24 protein-coding genes are annotated in these 19475 nt (G+C 69.3%); 1 reads left to right on the forward strand and 23 read right to left on the reverse strand.

What is annotated here, in order from left to right:
- Both MYMAC_RS07680 and MYMAC_RS07685 read right to left on the reverse strand, forming a co-directional pair.
- The gene (locus MYMAC_RS07680) at window positions 1–531 is read right to left on the reverse strand and encodes a hypothetical protein (protein ID WP_095957588.1); all 531 of its coding nucleotides are present in this window, start codon (window positions 529–531) and stop codon (window positions 1–3) included.
- A gap of 1 nt (window position 532) precedes the next feature.
- Window positions 533–2062, reverse strand: coding sequence for a baseplate J/gp47 family protein (locus MYMAC_RS07685; protein ID WP_204817468.1), 1530 nt, complete (start codon window positions 2060–2062; stop codon window positions 533–535).
- Between the two features lie 888 nt (window positions 2063–2950).
- Between MYMAC_RS07685 and MYMAC_RS36700 the strand changes: the two genes are divergently transcribed.
- Window positions 2951–3442, forward strand: a complete 492-nt coding sequence (locus tag MYMAC_RS36700; protein ID WP_157757468.1) for a hypothetical protein — start codon at window positions 2951–2953, stop codon at window positions 3440–3442.
- A gap of 55 nt (window positions 3443–3497) precedes the next feature.
- Here the strand turns inward: MYMAC_RS36700 and MYMAC_RS07690 are convergent, their stop codons facing one another.
- The 21 genes from MYMAC_RS07690 to MYMAC_RS07785 all read right to left on the reverse strand — a co-directional run bounded on the left by MYMAC_RS07690 (window position 3498) and on the right by MYMAC_RS07785 (window position 19464).
- Window positions 3498–3884 (reverse strand): GPW/gp25 family protein, encoded by a 387-nt coding sequence (locus tag MYMAC_RS07690; RefSeq protein ID WP_095957589.1) that lies wholly within the window; start codon window positions 3882–3884, stop codon window positions 3498–3500.
- Between the two features lie 7 nt (window positions 3885–3891).
- Window positions 3892–4563 (reverse strand): hypothetical protein, encoded by a 672-nt coding sequence (locus MYMAC_RS07695; protein WP_095957590.1) that lies wholly within the window; start codon window positions 4561–4563, stop codon window positions 3892–3894.
- Between the two features lie 8 nt (window positions 4564–4571).
- A complete protein-coding gene (locus MYMAC_RS07700) occupies window positions 4572–5150 on the reverse strand; it encodes a phage baseplate assembly protein V (protein WP_095957591.1) in 579 nt (192 codons plus the stop codon).
- Between the two features lie 10 nt (window positions 5151–5160).
- On the reverse strand, window positions 5161–6444 hold the full coding sequence (locus tag MYMAC_RS07705) for a phage late control D family protein (RefSeq protein WP_095957592.1): 1284 nt from the start codon (window positions 6442–6444) through the stop codon (window positions 5161–5163).
- On the reverse strand, window positions 6441–6782 hold the full coding sequence (locus tag MYMAC_RS07710) for a hypothetical protein (RefSeq protein WP_095957593.1): 342 nt from the start codon (window positions 6780–6782) through the stop codon (window positions 6441–6443). The genes MYMAC_RS07705 and MYMAC_RS07710 overlap by 4 nt, the downstream gene beginning before the upstream one ends.
- The gene (locus tag MYMAC_RS07715; protein WP_095957594.1) at window positions 6782–7294 is read right to left on the reverse strand and encodes a CIS tube protein; all 513 of its coding nucleotides are present in this window, start codon (window positions 7292–7294) and stop codon (window positions 6782–6784) included. The genes MYMAC_RS07710 and MYMAC_RS07715 overlap by 1 nt, the downstream gene beginning before the upstream one ends.
- 15 nt (window positions 7295–7309) lie before the next feature.
- Window positions 7310–10003, reverse strand: coding sequence for a phage tail tape measure protein (locus tag MYMAC_RS07720; protein WP_095957595.1), 2694 nt, complete (start codon window positions 10001–10003; stop codon window positions 7310–7312).
- Window positions 10004–10006: 3 nt separating this feature from the next.
- Complete coding sequence (locus tag MYMAC_RS07725) at window positions 10007–10198, reverse strand: hypothetical protein (RefSeq protein WP_046711595.1); 192 nt, start codon at window positions 10196–10198, stop codon at window positions 10007–10009.
- Window positions 10195–10968 (reverse strand): T4 family baseplate hub assembly chaperone, encoded by a 774-nt coding sequence (locus MYMAC_RS07730; protein WP_095957596.1) that lies wholly within the window; start codon window positions 10966–10968, stop codon window positions 10195–10197. The genes MYMAC_RS07725 and MYMAC_RS07730 overlap by 4 nt, the downstream gene beginning before the upstream one ends.
- A gap of 561 nt (window positions 10969–11529) precedes the next feature.
- On the reverse strand, window positions 11530–11991 hold the full coding sequence (locus MYMAC_RS07735) for a phage tail protein (protein ID WP_095957597.1): 462 nt from the start codon (window positions 11989–11991) through the stop codon (window positions 11530–11532).
- An 11-nt stretch (window positions 11992–12002) separates the two neighbouring features.
- Window positions 12003–12794 (reverse strand): phage tail sheath family protein, encoded by a 792-nt coding sequence (locus MYMAC_RS07740; protein ID WP_338026004.1) that lies wholly within the window; start codon window positions 12792–12794, stop codon window positions 12003–12005.
- The gene (locus MYMAC_RS38535; RefSeq protein WP_338026005.1) at window positions 12685–14220 is read right to left on the reverse strand and encodes a phage tail sheath protein; all 1536 of its coding nucleotides are present in this window, start codon (window positions 14218–14220) and stop codon (window positions 12685–12687) included. The genes MYMAC_RS07740 and MYMAC_RS38535 overlap by 110 nt, the downstream gene beginning before the upstream one ends.
- Window positions 14217–14546, reverse strand: coding sequence for a hypothetical protein (locus tag MYMAC_RS37160; protein WP_095957598.1), 330 nt, complete (start codon window positions 14544–14546; stop codon window positions 14217–14219). Before MYMAC_RS37160 ends, MYMAC_RS38535 begins: the two co-directional genes overlap by 4 nt.
- Entirely contained in the window at window positions 14543–15445 is a 903-nt protein-coding gene (locus MYMAC_RS07750; RefSeq protein ID WP_095957599.1) for an IPT/TIG domain-containing protein, read from the reverse strand. Before MYMAC_RS07750 ends, MYMAC_RS37160 begins: the two co-directional genes overlap by 4 nt.
- Window positions 15445–16050 (reverse strand): hypothetical protein, encoded by a 606-nt coding sequence (locus MYMAC_RS07755; RefSeq protein ID WP_095957600.1) that lies wholly within the window; start codon window positions 16048–16050, stop codon window positions 15445–15447. The genes MYMAC_RS07750 and MYMAC_RS07755 overlap by 1 nt, the downstream gene beginning before the upstream one ends.
- A 7-nt stretch (window positions 16051–16057) precedes the next feature.
- Window positions 16058–16699: a hypothetical protein gene (locus MYMAC_RS07760; protein ID WP_095957601.1), complete on the reverse strand. Its 642-nt coding sequence runs from the start codon at window positions 16697–16699 to the stop codon at window positions 16058–16060.
- Window positions 16696–16974: a hypothetical protein gene (locus tag MYMAC_RS07765; protein WP_095957602.1), complete on the reverse strand. Its 279-nt coding sequence runs from the start codon at window positions 16972–16974 to the stop codon at window positions 16696–16698. Before MYMAC_RS07765 ends, MYMAC_RS07760 begins: the two co-directional genes overlap by 4 nt.
- Window positions 16971–17495 (reverse strand): hypothetical protein, encoded by a 525-nt coding sequence (locus MYMAC_RS07770; RefSeq protein WP_095957603.1) that lies wholly within the window; start codon window positions 17493–17495, stop codon window positions 16971–16973. Before MYMAC_RS07770 ends, MYMAC_RS07765 begins: the two co-directional genes overlap by 4 nt.
- Window positions 17495–18124: a hypothetical protein gene (locus MYMAC_RS07775; protein WP_239989403.1), complete on the reverse strand. Its 630-nt coding sequence runs from the start codon at window positions 18122–18124 to the stop codon at window positions 17495–17497. The genes MYMAC_RS07770 and MYMAC_RS07775 overlap by 1 nt, the downstream gene beginning before the upstream one ends.
- A gap of 10 nt (window positions 18125–18134) precedes the next feature.
- A complete protein-coding gene (locus MYMAC_RS07780) occupies window positions 18135–18512 on the reverse strand; it encodes a hypothetical protein (RefSeq protein WP_013375346.1) in 378 nt (125 codons plus the stop codon).
- Between the two features lie 91 nt (window positions 18513–18603).
- A complete protein-coding gene (locus MYMAC_RS07785) occupies window positions 18604–19464 on the reverse strand; it encodes a phage major capsid protein (RefSeq protein ID WP_095957605.1) in 861 nt (286 codons plus the stop codon).
- Window positions 19465–19475 lie beyond the last annotated feature (11 nt).

Here is a 19475-nt window from a genome sequence, read left to right on the forward strand (position 1 = left end):
TCACTGCGTGGCGGCCAGAGGCCACCCGGTGTCGAAGTCCTCGGAGGGCTGCGTGGTGTTGAAGAGGGCCACGCGCGCCGTCACGTCCTCCCAGCGCCAGGCGTAGGCCTCGTTGGTGTGCCAGCGCTGCTCGAAGTCCTCGCGCGGCGAGTCGTTGAAGAGGCCCGGCACGGAGGTGACGTCCGCCCAGTCGGTGAGGAAGGGGGCCTGGCCCCACGTCTCGACGACGTCCCCCTCGAAGCGGTGCGGGACGAGTTGCGCGGGCGGCAGCTCGAAGAGGAAGCCGTCGTTGCCCCAGCCCCGGGAGAAGGCCTCGAAGCCGTCGCGCTGGCCGGAGAAGAAGGCGAGGGCCACAGGGACGTCGGAGAGGGCGGCGTGCCACACGTACCAGCGCTCGAAGTCCTCGCAGGACTCCTCCGGCACACCGAAGCCCGCGAGGGCTTCAAGGTGCGTCACCGCCGTCAGCGTCCAGTGCGCGGCCTCGCCGGGCCGGGCGCCCGCGTCCTCGAAGCTGGGGTTGAGGAGGGCCATGTCAGAGGAGCCCTCCGGTGTCCCCGTCCTGCAGGGTGACGCTGCCCAGCACCGGCAGCTCCCGCACCGTCAGCTTCACGTCCGCGGGCAGGCCGTTGAGTGTCAGGTCCATGCGCGCGTCGCCCAGCTTCCGCACTCCGGGCACGTCGCGGATGACGTTGAAGACGTCGGACCAGGCCACCTCTCCGGCCGGGAAGCCCTGGGCGTCCTTGAGGTTGAAGCCGAAGTCGATGCGCGGGTTGGGTGTGCCGTCCGGCTCGCTGACGCGGAAGTGCACGGCGAGCGCCTGGCGAACGCGCGAGGCGACGTCCTGGGCCGAAGCGCCCTGGCGCAGGAAGAGGCGCGCGGAGACGTCCACGCGCCGGTACACCGGCTCCTGGACGCTGACCTGGAAGGTGAGGGTGCAGGGGTAGACTTCGGTGACTTGCCGCAGCACCTGGGCCTTGAGGGCTGGCGTGGGGACTCCGCCGCCCTGGGGCACCACGTAGAGGATGCCGGCGTTCTCGCCAACGGAGGCGTCCTCGTTGGACGTCAGCATGAGGGCACGCGCCACGCCGGGCAGGCGCCGGGCGTTGATTTCGAAGTCCTCGCGGGAGACGGTGCGCGTCAGGGCCCGGAGACTCTCGGGGGCGAGCAGCTTCGCGGAGGCCACCGTCTGCCTGTCCGCGCCGCCCGAGGCGGGGGCGGGGTTGTGGACGGACACCTGCACCGCGTGGCCGTGGGCGTCGCGGAAGCTGCCCTCCAGGACGACGAGGCGCCCCGCGTCCACGTTGCCGGCGGCGCCGCCACCCGTTTTGTACACCACCGCCACGGTGCCAGCGGGCGGCAGGCCGTTGGTGCCGGTGCCGAAGCGGACGGTGGCCTTGTCTCCCTGGTCAACCGAGACGAGGAAGTGAGCGTCGTTGGCGCGGGAGTTGAGGAAGGTGTCCACCTCGGTGAAGGCACCCTGGGCGGTGGACACCCGGGCGGAGCCGTCGAGGTAGGGGGCGAAGTCCAGGTGCGCCTCGAAGTCGGCGAGGCCGCGAGCGTCGAAGAGCTGGGTGTGCGTCTTCGAGTGCTCGGCCACGGCCAGGACGCGCGGCGGGTTGGCGCCGGCCGGAATGGTGACGGACGAGAGGAGCTGGAAGCGGACGGCCTCCGTCACCTCCTGGGTGCGGACGACGGTACCGGCGGGGAAGGTGACGGGGGCTGCAGGAGGCTGGGCCAGGCGCAGCTCCACCTCGGCCGTGGCCGCCTGGGCACCGTGAAGCCGGTAGCCCAGCATGCGCGCCAGGGCGATGACGTTGCGGCGCTGGGTGGCCGAAACGAGGCGCGACTCGCGGGCGAGGTGGCCCTGGTAGAAGCCGAGGACGTCGCCGACGAAGGCGTACATCTCCAGGAGCAGGTTGCCGAAGCTGGCGACGTCGAAGTCCGTCCAGTCCGGGAAGACACTCTTCACGAGAGCCACGAGGCGCGCGCGCAGGGCGTCGAAGTCGCGATGGGTGTAGTCAGTGGACGCGGGCAGAAGTGGCACGTCGGCGAAGGCCTCCACCGGGAGACAAAGGCCTGCAGCCCACTTTTTTCGGGGACATGGGGACGGTGCTTGGCGTTGGAAGCTGCCTCGTCGTCCTCGTACGAGGCCCAAGCGCTTCAGTACCTGGCGCTCCGGCCACAGGTAGGATGGGGCACATCAACTGGTGTGCGAATTCCCATCGACGTGAGGAGTCCTTCCAGCATGGATGCAGCGTGGTTCTGCCCGACGTTCGACTTCCGACGCCACCCGCCTGACGAGGTGATGCTTCGAGGAACTCGCCTCCTGATTGAGGACATCGGCACCAAGCACGTCGACCATTGCTTCTGCGGCCGGTGTGGCGTGCCGGTTTACAGGTCGCCCACCGACGGGGAGAGGACACTCGGTGGCCGCGTAGCGCGCCTGTCGCATTACCCTGGCTATGACCATGTTCCATGTTCCGAGCGCCCATCGAAGGCCAGCGCTACGGAGCGCGGCGCCACTCCATCAGGACGCCCGTCCTTTGTTTCCGGGCCAGAGACGACGCTGGTACCCGTTTGGCTGCCAGCCCGCGAAGCCCCGCGTGGACTGGTGTTGCCGCGCACCTTTGTTGATGGTCCGGTGAGCCGCTTGGTTGATGGCCTCGGGACTACGGTTCCCCAGTCGCGTCAAGGCCTTGGCCGCCTCCGGCGGTGCCCTTCGGGCAGCCCTGACTCGACCGGAGAACCGCAGGATGGGAGCAATCAGTTCCGCTTCTCGCGGAATCTGCTGTCGCGTCAATGGCTTGGGTCCCATCACGAGCGAGATTTCTGGTGGTCCGGCTCTGTGATGGCATTTACGGAGCCTCTCCTCGGGAGTCCCTCAACCAGTGTGCGCGAGAGCAGGCGTCCGTCCCTCAAATAGCGTGCGCGGCAACACCTGGGTGGAGAGATGGGCTCTTCTCTCGACCATGAACGCAAAATGGCGCGGCCACGCGTCGCTTCAGGAGTTGCACGCTCACGCTCGAGTGCCCGGGTCAGTGTTCAGCAGATCGCGGACAGCCTGCCCGCCTTGCTCGAAAATCCCTTTGCGACAGGTGGGCGACTTCGCGACTTCATCCGTCCCATCCATCTGATTGACGGTGCGGACGAGGGAAGCGAACCAATGCTGTGGTGGGGCCGTTTACATAGCGTCAGCCATGGCAATGCGATGAATTGGCTCAACATCCGCACGCGTGACCGCTCCTCAGCAGCTTTCTGGGTGAAGCACAGTGTGGTGCCGAAGTTCCGCTCCGCGTGGGAGGAAGACCGGATTGTCCTCGCATATGCCTCCTTCGTGAGGGAGACCAAGAACGGGCGTCCGAAGCTGCGCTGGGACATTCATGACAAGGGGCAGATCGCCCTCGTGCCTGTAGAGCACGAATCGTGTTTGACGAATCTGTAACAGGACGTGAGCGGAGTTTCCGGCGTGAGGTGGATGCAACGCTGCTACTCGCGGCTCAAGGTCCCCGCTGGAGGGGAACGTCGAAATCCGCTGCCGTGTCGCCCTCGCGCACGCGCACATGAAGCGTCAGTATGGCTGCGTCCTGCTCGACGCGGATCTGCACGAGCTGGACGCCAGGCAGCCAGCGCGCGAGCGCGTCACGGACGTACACGCGCGCCAGCTCCGCCAGCACCGTGTCGTTGCGCTGGTGGCGAAGGCGCGAGAGGCCCGCGCCGAAGCTGGTGCGCCAGGGGAGCTCGCCTGTGGAGTGGGGCGTGGTGCCTTCCGTCAGCAGCACCTGCCGCACCTTCGAGGCGAGCAGCTCGGCCCCGGTGCCGGAGGCGAAGTCCCGCTTTTTGTCTCGGCCGAAGGGGACGAGGAGATTCTGGAGCACTCGACTCATGGTGTCCTCACGGAAGGGGGATGGCCGCGCGCACCTGCTGCAGCGTGCGGACGATGGCGTCGAGTGGTGCGATGGCGCCATCGAGCGGGCCTTCGAGGCTGGAGAAGTCCGGCACCTGGGGGCCGCCCACCAGGCCGAGGAGGACGTTGAGGAGGGCCATGAGCTGAGAGAGGGCGGCCAGGGCCTTGCCGACGTTGACGGCCTCCTGCGCGACGTTGGCCTCCGCGCAGCCGGCCACAGCCAGGAGGCCCGCGTCTCCAAGCTGGGCGGCGCGCAGCCGGGCCTGCCCGACGCTCGACAGGCGCAGTTGCAGGTGGAGGAGCTGGCCACGGGCATGGCCCAGCTCGCCCAGGACGATGTCGATGACGCCCACCACCGCGACTGGCACCGAGAGCTGGGGGACGAGGCGGAGCAGCTTGGACACCTTCTCGGCCAGGTTCGGCAGGGCCGCGGCGATGGCTGTCGGGTCCGGCGGCGGCCCCAGCGCATCCGGTATCGCCTTCACGACTTCGAAGACAGCGAGCACCGCGCCGATGATGTCGAAGAGGGGCGTGAGCGTCGCGAGCGCCGGCTGGACGGCCTGCAGGAGCTGGTGGTGCTGCAAGGTGGCGCCGCCAGGCAGGGTGAGGGTTGGCGCCTCGGGCAGGGGAGGGATGTGGATGCAGATGGGCAGCGCCATGGGCGTCCTCAAATGGGCTCGGCAATGGGGCGCACCACACGCCCGGCGATGGTGACTTGGGCCGCCTCCAGGGAGATGGCGCCGACCGCGCGCAGGGTGAGGGCGGTGGTGGCCTCCAGGGTGACGGTGTTCTCCTCCGCGTCGAAGGTGAGGCAGTCGCCCGTCTTCCGGTTGGTGAGCTTCAGCTTCTTCTTCCCCGCGGACTCGTCCAACTCGACGCGGAAGGTGGGCGTGGCGAGGACGCGGTTGTCGGGCGGAGACACCTGGGCCTCTTCGGGCACCTCGCTCTGTCCGCCCGGCTTTCCCCAGTGCGCGCTGAGGTAGTAGGGCGCGTCGACGTCGCCCTGGTTGAAGAAGACGGCCACCTCCGCGCCCACGTGCGGCACCGCGAAGAAGCCCGTGTCCTTGGCGCCCCCGCCGGAGGTGCCCAGGGGCCAGGCCCAGGCGGACTCGGGCTCGAGGACACCGGGGATGCACACGCGGACGCGGCCGAGCTGTGCCTCGTCGTCGCGGCTGGTGACGTAGCCCACGTACATGCCGAGCAGGCGCGTGTCATGGGCGAGGATGTCGTCGTCGAAGGTGCTCATGGTGGGCTCGCTACCTGGGGAGACTCATTCCGGCTTCGGGGTCCTCGACACCGATGGGCTGCCCGTCGCGGCGGTACTCGATGTACCGGGTGCCGGTGTCCCTCTCGAAGGCCTCGACTTCCTTCAGCGCCCCCGTCGTGTCGGGCGCGCTGGTGTTGGGCTGGCCGCCCTGGGGCTGGCCTTGCTTCTCGGGGCTGGCTTGCTGCCGGCGGCCGGTGCCGTCGCGCGACAGCTTCAAGTCCGTGGTGTAGCCGGAGGAGGAGAGGACGTGCTTCGCCTCGGTGACGTAATACTTCCCGGAGAGGAAGCTGGAGATGCCGCGCACCTCCACCACGGACTTGGCGCGCAAGGCGGGGTTGCCCACCACCTGGAGGGACAGCTTCACCGTGCCGGCTTCCGCGCGTCGGAAGCGGGCCTCGGACTCGCGCTGGGCTTGAGCAGGTGTCGAGGCGGAGGTGGGCTGGACGCTGGTGGTGCTGTTGCGGAGCTGCAGCGACGTGGTGCCCGTGCGCTTGTCCACCACCTCGAGGAAGTCCGCGAGGGTGGTGCGCTCCACCGTGCCACTGCTCGACTCGGCCTCGATGTTCGCCTTGGCCATGGCGTCCCGGCCACGCACGTCCACCTTGCCCACGCGGCGGCCCAGCTCCGACTCGACGTTGACGGAGAGGATGTCGCCCCGGCCCGCGTCGGCGTACCACCACAGCACCTGGGCAGGCGCGGCGGCCTGGTTACGCGGGCCGAAGGTGAGGCCCTTGTCGTCGACGTGGAACTCGAACTCCTCCCGCGCGGCCAGGCGCCGCAGAAAGCGCGCGTCTGTCTCCCCGGCCTGGTGGATGGTGTCGAAGGTCTCTCCGGTGTCCTCGACGTGGACGGAGTCCTCCTCGTAGCCGTACTCGGCGGCCACCTCGCGCACCACCTGAGCGCGCGTCTTGCCCTTCCAGGTGCGCGCCTTCGCCTCGCGGTGCATGAGGGCGGAGAGCGCCTGGCCCTCGACGGTGAGGAGTTGGAAGCCTTTCAGCTTCTTGATGACGACTCGCCGCGGCGGGGCCATGAGACCCGGGTAGCCCCAGGACACCTCCAGCACCGTGCCGCCCACCAACTCGGCCCTGTCGAAGAGCGCCAGGTCGAAGTTGTCCAACTGGAGGGACAGCTTGTCGGCCTTCGTCGCGGAGTCCTCGAAGGTGAGGCCGAGGACACGGCCCTCCAGGGAGAGGGGCTCACCGCTGCGGGCCTTCTCGTGTGCCAGCAGCGTGAGGCGCACGCCAGGCGCGCTCCTGTCGAGGGGCCGCGTCATTCGCTGGCCCTCCGCCGCTGCTCGCTGAGGATGACGTCGGTGAGGACACGCAGCGAGGGGATGTAGAGGCGCCGCCCGACCTCCAGCTCCAGCGTCGCATCGATGATGGGCTCCGGCTGGAAGTCGGCGATGGCCCACCAGAAGCCGCAGGCGCGCGGGAGGGGCGCGAAGTAGCGGCCGGCGAGGCCCCAGAGGGAGTTGCCCTGCGCCACGAGGTGGACGCGCGTGTCCGCGTGCGGCTGGAAGCCGTAGGGGACTCTCTCGGAGAGGAAGAGGCGGCCGGTCTCGTCCCGCAGGCCGAGGGAGAAGGAGTAGCGGCTGCCGGCGTGAGGGGCCACTACGGCACCTCCTGGCGTAGCTGCTCGGAGGTGACGCGGGTGTCCAGCACCTCCTCGAAGGTGACGATGGCGGTGTAGACGAGGACGCGTCCGTCCACGGCGAGCTGGCGGTACTGGAACTCCACGCTGGCGACGACGCACTCCACGGTGAGGAGGCCGGGCCAGAGGACGAGGACACGCGGCGGTGTCGTCGCCAGCACACCCTCGGTGCCCGCCGGGGGCACGGTGAGGGCACGCAGGAAGCCGCGGAACGCCATGATGTTGGAGGCGTCGGCCTGCTGCGTGGCGAAGAAGGCGTCGAGGTAGAACTCCACGCCTGCCAGTTGCCGGTTGGAGGTGCCCTGAAACTGGAGCACCTGGTGGGAGAGGCCAGGCACCGCCAGGCGGTTCCAATTCACCTGGAGCTTCTCGGTGAGCTGGGTGGGGTTGAAGAGGCACTCCATGGCCTCGCCGGTGAGGACATTCACGAGGAGGCAGCGCGGAGGACGGGCAAGGCCGGCGGCGATGGACATGTCGGGGCCCGCCTCTCAGTAAGACGCCATGGGGGAGAAGCTGCGGGAGGCGGCGTCCCTCTCGGCGCGCGCCGTGGCCTGGGCAAGCACCTCGCCGTCCACCTGGACACTCACGAGGACGGGCGCGGCGGGAGTCGAGGCTGGCTGCGAGGAGAGCACCTCGGGCTGGGGCAGCGAGGCCTGGAGGGCCGCCACCGCCGGCATGGACGAGGACTCCAGGGGCCAGTCCACCGGCGAGGTGGGCGCGGCCGTGGTGACGACGGAGGCGGGTGTGGCGGCGCCCCCACTGGAGTCCTCAAGGCCGAAGGCGACGGACAAGTCCCGATGCAGACCCAGTCGGGCCGTGCGCAGCGCCTGCTGGAGGCCGGTGTTCGCACCGAAGAGGCTCGCCACCGCGTCCACGACACCGAGGATGGCGCCCACCAGCTCCAGGAGGACGCCGGAGATGGCGTCGACCGTGCCGAAGACGATGAGCCGCAGCCCTGTCCACGCCTCGGCCCAGTTGCCGGTGAGTGCCCCGCCCAGCGTCAACACCACGCCCCAGAAGACGTCGACGATGCCGGAGAAGGCCGCCAGGGCTGCGTTGAGGACGCCTCCCACCACGGACACCACGAGGGAGACTGCGGACACCAGCACGCCCACGACGGTGGTGATGTTGCCGATGGCAAACCCGATGGCCTGCCCCATGGCCACCCAGATGCTGCTGCCGTCCCTCGCGGCGGAGCTGGTGCCTAGGAGGCCAGAGAGCGCCCCACCGAGGACGCGGCCCAGGTGCGCGAGGCTGCCCAGGAGGACGTCGACACCGGCCTTCATGTAGCCCCACTGCCCCGCCAGCCCTTCGGCCACTTCGGCACCGGCCGTCATGCCCATGACGACGAAGTCGAAGACGCGGGCGAGGGCGCGCCCCACCGTAGCCCCCACCTCGCCGAAGGCAGCGAACTTCGCGGCGGCGGTGGCCGCGTCGTCCCTCTCGGAGAGGAAGCCCAGCGCCGCGCCCACCCGCCCCAGCGTCGCCTGGAAGGCGTCAAGGGTGGGGCGCGCGGCCTCCAGGCCAGCGGAGAAGCCGTCGGCGATGCCAGAGAAGAAGCTGTGGATGCGGTGTGCCCACAGGTAGACGTTGATGAGGAAGTCCTTCAGGCCGGCGCTCTCCGCGCGGCCCAGCTCCTCCCGCACCGCGCCGGAGAAGCCTCCGTCCTCGAAGAGCTGGACGAGGCCGCGGAAGGCGAGCGTCACCTGCTCCTGCACACGCCGGACGAAGTCGCCCAGGCCACCGAGGTTGTGACGGAAGGCGTAGGCGAGGCCGGCTGCGGCGACGCCCAGGAGGACGACAGCGCCCACGGCCGGAAGCACCGTGGCGAGGAGGCCCCCCAGCGTGAGGCCCAGCACCTTGAGGCCCACCACCATCAGCGCCAGGCCCACCTTGGCGGCGATGACGGAGCCGACGAGGGTAGCGAGGGCACCAACTCCGAGCGCGAAGGCTGCGAAGGCGCGCTTCACCGGGCCGGGCAATGCCTGGAAGACACCCAGCACCTGCTGCACCGCGCTGGCGACGAGGGTGACGAGGGGCTTCAGCACCTGGCTGAAGGGCTCTCCGAGAACGATGGCCAGCGTTTCCAGGTTCCCGGACAACAGCGTCTTCTGCCCCTCGAAGGTATCCAGCATCTGCTCGCGGAACTTCGTGGCCGTGCCGCCCGCATTCTCGAACTGGTCGCGCAGGTACTTGAGGGCATCGGCGCCTCGGACGACTTCGCCGGTGTCCTTGCGGATGCCGTTGGAGAACTGCGTGAGGATGGCATTCACGCCACCGAGCGCTTCGCGGCCGAACGCCTTCAACAGGAACGCGGAGCGCTGCGCCGCCGTCATGCGCTCAAGGGCGGGCGACAGCTTGTCGAGGATGCCGAGGAAGGAGAGGAAGTTGCCCTTGGAGTCGGTGACAGCAACGCCCAGTCCACGCAGGTGCTTCTGCACTTGTGGATCCGCCATGCGCTCCATGGCCACGGCCACGGCGGTGGAGGCGCGCTCCACGCCGGGGACGACATTCTTGACCAACCCCAACGCGATGAGCGTCTCGGGCAGGGACTGATTGAGGGCCTGCGCACCACGCGCGGCGGTGCCGAGGGCCAGGGGTAGTTCGTTCGCGCTCAAGGCGAAGACGTTGACGGCTTGGAGCATCTGGTCGACGGAGATAGCGGCCTTGTCGGTGGAGATGCCGAAGGCCTTCATTGCTTGGCTGGCCAAGCCCGCTGCGCCCTGGGGCGTCAGCTCTCCCAGCGAGCCACCCGCCAGGTCCAACACCGGCAGCAGCAGCTTCATGGCCTCCGCGGCTGTGAAGCCGGCCTGGGTGAGCTCGCGCAGGCCCAGCACGGACTCGGTGGGGGTGAATTGCGTGGCGAGGCTTGCCTTGATGGCCGCGTCACGGAGTTGCCCAAGCACTTCGGCCGAGGCGCCAGAGACGGCGCCCACGCCCGCCACGGCCTGCTCGAATTGGCCGGCGGTGTTGGCCAGGGACAGCGACGCGCCCAGGGTGACGGCGCCCGCCGTGAAGAGGGACATGGCGACGCCGAGCCGCTGGAAGGCACCCTCAATGCGCGCGGTGCCCAACCCCACGCGCCTGTCCATGCGCGTGAAGTTGACCTCCACCTGGGAGAAGACTCCCGAGGCCAAGTCTCTCGCCGTAAGGACGAAGCCCAAGCCGAGGTTGTTGAGCATGCGTTACCTCCGCTTCGCGGCCTTCTCCAGCGCCTTGGCTTCTTGGGCTCGCTGCTGGCCGATGCGTTCGAGCAGCCAGTCCCTGTCCGAGGTGGGCAGCTCCAGGGCGTCACCGAGGGGAGCTGCGAGGCCGCTGCCTCCGTGCTGGTGCCAGCACAGTTGGAAGAGGCCCTCGCGCCACGTCTCCAGCGTCACACCGGGGAAGAGGTGGAGCGCTCCCGGCGCCTCGTCGTCCGTTGCGTCCCCGGAAGGAAGAAGCCCCGGTCGAAAGGGAGCTCCACCTCCTGGCGCATGAGGCACTCGGGGCACTCGACTTCGAGGGTGGTGTCCACGCCGCAGTCGACGGCGTCAAACTCGTCGACGAGGAAGTCGGCGTCGCGCAGGCTCAAGTCTTCAAGGAAGCGGCGCTTGTCGCGCGCGTCCACGCCGTCGACATCCTGCACCCGGTAGGCGAGGACGGAGGACAGCAGTTTCTCGGGCGCCGCACGCTGGAGCTGCGGCAGCCGCCGCTCGTCCTCCCCCGTCAGCAGCTTGAAGCGCACGCGCGTGCCAGAGTCCGGCAGCGTCGTCTCGAATCGGTTGCCGGCCATGAAGGCCGCGCGGCTCGTGTCCGAGAGGGCGCGCACCGGCAGTTGCGTCAAGTCCAGCTCCCAGTCGATGCGGGCCCGGCAGGCAGCATTCTGGCAGGGGACGGCGAAGGCATACTCGGGGCCGTAGGTGAGCACGCGCACCTGGAGGAGCGCGTAGAAGCGGTCCCCCTGCAGCACCTGGCCCCAATCCACCCTCCCGTCGGCGAAGGCGTAGGGGCCTGCTTCCAGCAGATCTTCCCAGCACGCGGAGAGCAGCTCATCCACCTGGCCGCCGCTCTTCGCCAGCTTCCTGTCCGCGAGGACGCGCTCCTCCCGCACTCGCATTCCCCGAATACGGCCCGTCAGCCCCGAGGGGCATGAGATGATGTCCGCCATGTCGTCCTGCCTCCGGGAAGGACAAAGGCATCGGACGGCAAATCGGGGACATCGATAGACGCAGCACCAAATCTGCGTGGGGGACTCATGAGCGCGTTGGTCTGGTCAGGGTCGTTTCGGATTTCAGAGCTGCTGGCGCGGTGCATGGACGAACAGGTCCTGCCTCCAGAGTCGAAGGCCGTCTATCTGGTCTCTCGGCGAGGCTGGGAGGGGGAGCCCACCGATGCCTGTATCCCGCTCTACGTCGGAGGGAACACGGGCTCCTCGCAGCGCTTTCGCACTCGGGTCGGGGACCTGATCGCCGACCTGCATGGCTTCTACGGTGGCGGGACAGGTCACCACAGTGGTGCGCAGGAGCTTCGGCGGTGGTGCATCAGCAACGAGGTCCACCCAGGACGACTCTTTCTGGGCTGGGCCACGAAGAAGCCCTGGTGTGGGAGGTGTACCGAAGTTCTTCTCGCGAAGAAGTTCGCTCCCTCATGGGCTGAGCGGGCGCCTCTGTGCAATGTCAGGCGCCCGCCGGGGTGCAGCACTCATGGAAAGTACGTGACTGGCTGAGTCCTACTTGGCCAGCTCGAAGAAGTCGTAGGTGAGGGTGACGCTTTCGATGACGTTCTCGTCACTCTCGTTGTCCCACTCCCCGGCGATGAACTTCACGGGCCACGCGTGGGAGAGGCTCCACCGGCGCAACGTGGTGCCGTCCCTATCTTGCTGGACGATGTCGAGGTTGCGCTTGTAGAGCGCATCGGGCAGGCCCAGTCCGCTCGTGGTGTGCACGACGTCCTGGAACCAGTCGAAGAGTTCGTGATCCTGCGTGGCGCCGCGCTCGAGGGTGACGTCGGAGAACGTGAGGCGCCCCGGGGACTTGTTGGGGATGAGGCTGCCGCCCTCGAAGTATTGGACGTTGGCGACCTCGACGGACAACTCGCTGCACTTCTGGAAACCGGAGTGCCCGAGGCCGTCAGCCTCACAGAGAAACTTGAAACGCTTATGGAAGCTGCGCGGCTGTCCGATGATGGCCATGGCCAGTCTCCTTACAAGCCCGCCGAAGCCAGCTCGGCTTCGAGGGCGCGGGTGTCCTGGGCGATGCGCAGGACGATGAATTCGGCGGGCTTGTTGGTGGCGAGCCCGATGCGCGCCACCAGCTTTCCGGCGAAGACGGCGGACGGCGGATTGAGCGCGTCCGAGACGTCGACAAAGAAGGCCTTGGCGGGCTCCTGGCTGCGGAAGGCGCCGTTCTTCATCTGCGCGAGGAGGAAGGTGGCGATGGAGCGCCGCACCTGGGCTCGCAGCCCTTCCGTGTTGTTGCGGTGCCGCGCGAACTGCAAGCCCGCCTTGAGGCTGCGCTCGATGAAGGACACGCCCCGGCGCTCGGCGACGTAGGGGAAGTTGCCGCCCGCCTTCAGCGTGCGCGAGCCGTCGATGTAGCGCGGCTGCCCAGGCCCGGTGGTGAGCGGATTGATGCGGCGGGGGTAGACGAGGTCCCGCTTCTTCTCTTCGAGGCACTCCTTGGACTCGAAGCCCAGGACGCCGAACATGCGCCCGGCCTCGATGCCCGCGGGAGCCTCATACACACCACCGGGGCGCGTGCCGTCGTTGCGCGCGAAGACGCCAGCAATGATGCCGGAGGGCGGGACGACGAGTTGCTCCAGGTTGCCGAAGACGCCGCGGGCGGGGTTGAGCACCTTGACGCGGGGCCAGTAGAGGGCCGCGTGCTCAGAGAGCCCTTCGAGGGCGGCCTCCTGCGAGACGTAGGATACGATGTCCGTGGCGCTGTAGCCCGCGGGCGAGTCGAGGACGGCGAAGACGAGGCCGTCGCGCGCCACCTCGCAGTAGCGCACCATCGCGTTGTGGACGGCGGGCGTGGCGCGCCCGGGCACCAGGAGAAGGGAGAGGTCCTGCACTTCGTCGAGCGCGTAAAAGGCCGCTCCGGCCGGCCTCCGAGCCGATGAAGTCCGCGTCGTCCAGGCCGACGAGGCCGTCCGCACCACCCGAGAGGGCCACCGTCTGCACGTCAGGAATCGCGTCCGGTTGCACCATGAAGGCCCGGACGTAGGTGGAGCCGGTGCGCTCGTCATTGAGGACGCGCTCGACGTAGCGTGCGTCGCCCTGGGCCGAGGAGAGGTTGGGGAAGGACTCGCGGTAGGCACCGTCCTCGAGGACGAGGACGTCGAAGGTTTCGGGAGCTCCATTCGTCGGGGGCCGCACCTCCACCTCGAGGCGGTTGGCGTAGGCGCCTGCGTCCCTGGCCTCCAGGTGGAGGACGTCGGTGGCGCCGGAGGCGTCGCCCGTATGCAGGAGCGCGTCGAGTCCGAGGCCGGAGCTCGCGTCTCCCTGCACACGCAAAGAGGCACCAGGCCCCGTGGACTGGGTGCGCAACTGCAGGGCCCCCAGGGATGACGGTGCCACACGGACGCCCGCCACCGCCGCCTCCACGAGGGCGCGTACCTCGGCCAACTCGACAGCGCGCAGGCTCTGGACGTTGCCGCTCCCCACCTGCGGGCCGCCCGCGAAGCCGAAGACTGTGTTGGCGACCGCGTCGCCCACCTCCAGGCGGCTGGAGGCGCCCTGGGTGTCGCTGGCGATTCTCAGCACACCGGCCTCCACGGTGGCGCGTCCGCCGATGAGTCCCGCGTTGAGGACGGCGGCCACCTCCTGGGCAGTGGCCTGGGTGATGTCGCCGAAGTCCTCCTCGCTGAAGGGGATGAAGACGTCCCGACCGTCGTCGACGCGCACCCGGAGCGACTGCCCGGCGGTGAGGGTGTAGGGGCCGGGGCGACCCGCGGAGACGGAAGCCGCGGTGCCGGAGAAAACGACGTCCACCGCCTCGGCGCCGTTGGCGGACACCTCCAGGCGCTGGCCGTTGGCCAGGGTGAAGGGGGGACGCAACGTGCCGCGCACGACGGCGGGCGTGGGCCCGCCGCCCGTGGTGAGGGCCGCCGCAGCAGGCGTGGCCGTGTGCGACTCGGGGTTGGAGGCGTCCTCGTAGTGGACGGTGCGCACCGCCCAGAAGTGGCTGCCGCCCTGCTCGAAGAAACCCATGGCGGCGAGGGCCAGGTCCGAGTCCGGCGTGAAGCCGCCGAAGGTGGCTTGGTACTCCTCGAAGGAGGTGCACAGCACCGCCTGGCCGATGGGGCCTCTCTGCGCCAGGCCCACGGCGCCGGCCACGGAGGTGGGCGCCGAGGGAATGCCACGGACGCGCGGCTCCTCCTCCTCCACGACGACTTTCGACGACAGCAGTTCACGACTCACGAGGCACCTCGCTTCTTGCGGGACATGCGCGCCGACACCTCCGGCGCGGCAGAGGGGGGCGACGACGGCGGGGCCGTGGGGGCTTGCCGCTTCAGGGCGACTTCGCCCCGGCGAATGGCAGCCGCCACCGCGGGCACGGAGAGCGCGGCCTCGGGCACGTCCTCTAGCGACACACCCGTGGCCAGGGTGAGGGAGGAGGGCAGGCGCCGGCCGCCACGGACTGGTTGCACGCTGCAGGCGCACTCGCCGCGAGCGACGCAGTACGGCTCATGAGGCAGGAGGAAGGTGACGAGCCTGCCCAGGGTATTGGTGAGGGTGACACTCATGAGGTGCCTCCGGAGAGAGAGTCCGCTTCGAGTTGGGCTTCGGAGACGGCCTTGCCGAGGTCGAAGGGCAGGCCCTCGTCCACGTCGAAGCCGCGCACGAGGAATCCCCACGTGAAGGCCCGCACGTCGTCGCGGCTGCCGAGCTGCGCGCGCGCCTCGCCGTCCGCGTCCATTTCCCAGCGGACGGTGCCGAGTGAGGCGTCCTCCGCGTCCCTTGGCATGGAGAGCCACCGGTTGCGGTTGAGGAAGGTGGCCACGGCGGCCATGAGGTTGAAGAGTTCGGCGGTGCGCGCGGAGGCCACCGTGAGGGTGAAGGCCAAGTCCACCGTGTACGCAGGGCGCCTGCGCACCAGCTCCGCGCCGGAGGGGCCCTGCACGACGTCCTCGTGAAGGACGTTGGTGGAGTAGCGACGACTCTCGCGCAGCGTGGGGCCTGACAGCACCACGGAGGGCAGAGAGGCCATGGCGATGACGTTGAGGCCGTCCGCCACCGTGTCGTCGTAGTCGACGGAGACGCTGGCGCTGACGTTGGCCACCACCTGGCGCTTCAGCTCGCGCAGCAACGTGCGCACGAGACGGGTGAGCGCCGCTTCCTTCGCGACGCGCGGGCGCAGGTAGCGGTACGCCCCCGGAAGGGCAGCAGCCTCGCCTGGAACGGGGCGTCCGTCCGCGGAGAGGTTGTGCAGCTCCACGTCGACGAGCGCCACTGCGTTGGGCGGCGTCCGCACGTCCACGTGGGCAGTGCCCGCCTCTTCACGGATGGAGAGCACCTCCGCGCGCAGTCCGCCCAGGCGCACGGCCACCCGCGCGGCGAAGCCCGTGCCGGAGAGGCGGAGAATGTCTCCTCCGCTGGTGGGCCCGGAGGAGGGCGTCACGGAGGCGAGGGCGGGGATGGCCATTACCCGGGCCCTCCGAGGCCCAGCTCCTTCGCCACGCGCGCGAGGAAGCGGCGGCTGGCGCCCTGGCGAAACCGTGCGAAGGCGGGCCGCAGGAAGGGCCGCGCGGGCGTCTGCGTCACAACCACTCCGCGCCCTTGGCCGCTGCTGCGCGACTGGCCGGCCAGGCCGGCCTGGAGGAGCAGCGCGAAGAGGAAGCGCCGCATCTTCGGCGTCATGGGGATGACGACGGGCGGCCCGCCGTACTCCTGGAGCTGCGCCACGTCGACGAGGGAATCGCCGTCGGGCCCCTTCGCGGTGCGGGACACACCGATGAAAGCCTCGTCGCCCTCCACGACGACGGAGATGGAATTGCGCAGCGCCGCGGAGACGAGGAGGGCCTTCGTCCCGTTGAAACCAGCGAGCTGGCGCGCCGCCAGTGTGAGGGGCGAAGGCGGGCGGATGGGCTCACCACCAGGCGCCTGCTGGGTGAGGCCCTGCACCACCTCCTTGCGCAGGGCGTGCGCCTCCTGGCGCAGGGCCGTCTGCATCGCCCCTTCAAGGCGCGACGAGCCCGCCGCCAGCAGTTGGCGGGCCCGTGCCCAGTCTCCGGTGCGCGAGACGGCCATGTGCGTCTCAGCCCTTCTTCGCCCGCAGGTGGGGGACGTGCGAGTTGAGCCACTCGAGGGCCACGTGGGTGGCCTCACTCACCACCGCGCCGTGGCGGACGGACACGGAGGTGAGGGCCAGGGTGTGCGCGGCGACTTCCACATCCTCCGGCCGGCAGCCGTAGTGCTTGAGGCCCTCGGCCATGGGCCGCACGGCGGGCAGGGTGCCGTAGCGCCAGTAGTGCAGCTCCAGGTTGCAGGTGTACGCCTCGGCCTCGTACTTGGCCCGAGCGGCGGGGCTGGTGAGGTAGGCCAGCTCGTAGCTGGGCCCCTCCTCGTCATGCTGGACGGCGTGCTGGTGCTCGTGGACGCACACCACCACCTGGGCCCACAAGTCCCAGCCGCCCTTCGGCACGCCCACCTCGAAGGGCAGGTAGAGGGTGCGGCCCACGGTGGTGGCGTACTTCTCCAGGAAGCGCTGCCTGTCGAGGATGCCCATGCGCTGCAGCGCCTCGGCCGCAAGCTGCATTTCGAGGGAGTCGGCCTTGTTGGCCGTCTTGGTGCGGAAGCGCTCCTGCATGTACTTCCAGAAGGCCCACACCTCCGAGGGCTGGATGTCGCGCTGGAAGAGGCCGCCCACGCCGGGGAGGGACTGGAGGTAGCCCTTCACAGGACACCGCCTTCCTCGGCGCCCGCGTCCACGGTGTTGGGCAGGCAGGTGTGACCGGAGACGCCCTCCTCGTTGACGTAGGTGCAGGTGAAGGCCGCGCTGCTGTGCTCGCTGACCGCGTCGCAGTCGGCGAGCACCTGCCAGTTGCCGTCGCCGTTGCAGATTTCGGCGACGTTGCCGGCGCAGCGCGTGGACACCGGCGCGCAGCCGTCCGGTGCGCGGCAGCGGGTGAGGAGGGCGGTGGCGAGAAGGGAGGTGAGCAGAAGTGTTTTCACGTGAGTCCTCGGGCTTGGGGCCTGTCGTTGAAGGTGACGAGAAGGAGGTTTCGGCGAGGCCTCCGGCGGTGGAGGCCGAAGCCGATGGGGCGCGCCTCCGTCACGTACAGCCCTGGAGGCGTCCTCACGGCTTGCACGAGGGCGCCCGCGACGTCGTAGAGGCCCCCCAGCCTGTCGCTGGGGCGGATGAGGGCGTCGCCCGTGGCCGCGTCGACGAGGCCGAGGCGCTCCAAGTCGCGGAAGTGGAAGACGAGTTCGAAGCTCGTCCTGGGGCTGTTGCCGGAAGGAGTCATGCGCAATGACTCAAAGGCATCCGGCTCCACCTGGCAGGGGACACGCACAGGCGGAAATTCGCGACGGTAGGCTTCGGCCAGGCCGTCGTCGTCCGCGTCCTCGAGTACCGGCTCGCGGAAGTCCGCGTCGTACCCGCTGGCATGGAGGCCCGGGCCGGGGCCCGCCATGGTGGCGGTGTCCAAGCGGTGCAGCTCCGCGAGGAAAGGGAAGATGATCCTGCCCCTCATCAGGCCGCTCCGGGCAAGGAGGGCTTCACGTAGGGGGCGAGGAGGGTGTCCACCTCTGGCTCTCCAGTGAGTGGCCGCACCGAGGGGCGGACACTGTCGAGGCGATAGCTCTGCTCGCGCGTCCTCTCCTCCACCACGCGCCAGCGCGTGCGCTCCTCCAGGGAAGCCTCATCTGCCAGAGGCGAGAGGCTGCGCAGGACGAGGAGCATGCAGGCCCGGCGAATGGCGGGCGGCGTGCGCCCCTCGGGCGTCCCGTCCGCTTCGGTGTAGCCCCAGCGGGCGCCCACCGTGACGTTGCCCTCGCCGCGCGGGAAGACACGGCCATGGCGGAAGGTGAGGCGAGGCCCGTCGAAGCCTGCGCCTACCGGAGCGCCCACCACCACCAAGCGCTCCTTGGAGAAGGACACGTCCGCCCCGTACAGCGCCAGGCGGTAGAGGCGGATGGGTGGCACCGGCAGCCAGAGGGACGGGGTGCCGCGCCCGTCGAAGTGCAACGTCGCCGGGCGCGGCTCGAAGTGCCACCCCGTCACCTTGTCGATGGTGCGCGTCGCCTCTTCGAGGAGGACGGCCAGGCGGGTGTCGCCCGCCATGGCCGGTGTGACGCCCTCGGCGCGCATGTCGGCCACCATGGCGTACACGTCAGTCCTTCTCTCGCTTGGCGCGACGCGTGTCCTTCTCCTCGCTGGCCTTCGGGAGGTCCTCCGTCGTCAGCGTGCCGCCGGGCCGCGCCGCACTCAGCTTCAGCTCGTCGCTGGCGTTGCGCTTCACCTTGGCCTCATCGGCCTCGGCCGCGTCGATGGCCTTCGCTTCGGCGTCCGTGCTCACGTCGAAGGCGAGCGGCGAGTAGGCGTCGCCGGGCAACTGGCGCACCGTGCGCAGGTAGTCGGCCACCGGCTTCTCCACCCGGTACCACCCGCGTTCCTCTTGAAACTTGATGCCGGCATACGTGTAGCGCCGAAGCACGTGGCCGCGGCGCGCGTCGTAGGCCTTCAGTCGGACGAGATAGGTATTATCCATGGTGGTGGGCCTCACAACTGCACGTTGATGGCCTTGGCCGTGCCGGACTCCTCGGCGAACTTCGCGTCGAAGCGCAGCGTGGCCACCACCTTCAGCGTGCCCTCGGAGATGTCCCGCGCAGACTCGATGCGAATCTGCCGCCAGATGCCGACGTGGATGTTCTTCGGGTTGCACAGCAACACCGCGGTGCGGTCATTCGTCGCGCCGAGGTTCTCCGGCCAGAGGGGAATCGGCCGCAGCGGGACGCCCGAGTAGAGGACCGGCGCGTCGCCCTCGAGGAACTTGTCGCCGACAGCCGTGGCCCTCTCCGCCAGCGTGCTGCGGTAGTCCAGGTCCGCGTCGACGCTGGTAAGAGGAACCCCATGCTGCTCTTGTCGCGCAGGTGCTCCGAGGGCAGCGACTTGAGCAGGTCGCCGAGGACGTCCTTGGAGATGGGCGCGCCGGCCGCGTCCACGACGTTGCTGGTGGCCTGCTTCAGCACGCCGTCCAGCGTGGCGAGGAAGGGGTCGGCGGAGGCGGTGTCCCCGTTGACGAGGATCTCCTCCATGTCGCGGCTGATGGCGTCCGCCATCATCTCCATGAGCGTCTGGCGCAGCTCGCCGCGCTCGATGCTGTCTTCGAGCACTTCGTCGCTGAGCCTGACTTCGCCCTTGAAGAGCTTGGCGTCCAGCTCCACCTGGGAGAGGTCCGGCTTCACGCGCTGGGCAGCGGGGACGGCGGTGGCCTCCTGACCGGGACGGAGGATGCGGCTGCCGAACTTCAGCTTGGAGAACTGCTGCTTGGGCGCCGCCATGGGGACGACGGTGCACTGCTGCAGCAGGACGGACTGCTTGATGAGCAGGCGCATGAACTTCTGCGCCTGGGCGGGCTGGAGGATGCCGCCGCCGGCCGTGAGGTCGGCGAGGGCCAGGTCCGCCTTGGCCAAGAGGGTGCTGTTGTCGAGACGGCTCATGGGGATTCCTT

The organism is Corallococcus macrosporus DSM 14697 (assembly GCF_002305895.1).
GTDB classification, from domain to species: domain Bacteria; phylum Myxococcota; class Myxococcia; order Myxococcales; family Myxococcaceae; genus Myxococcus; species Myxococcus macrosporus.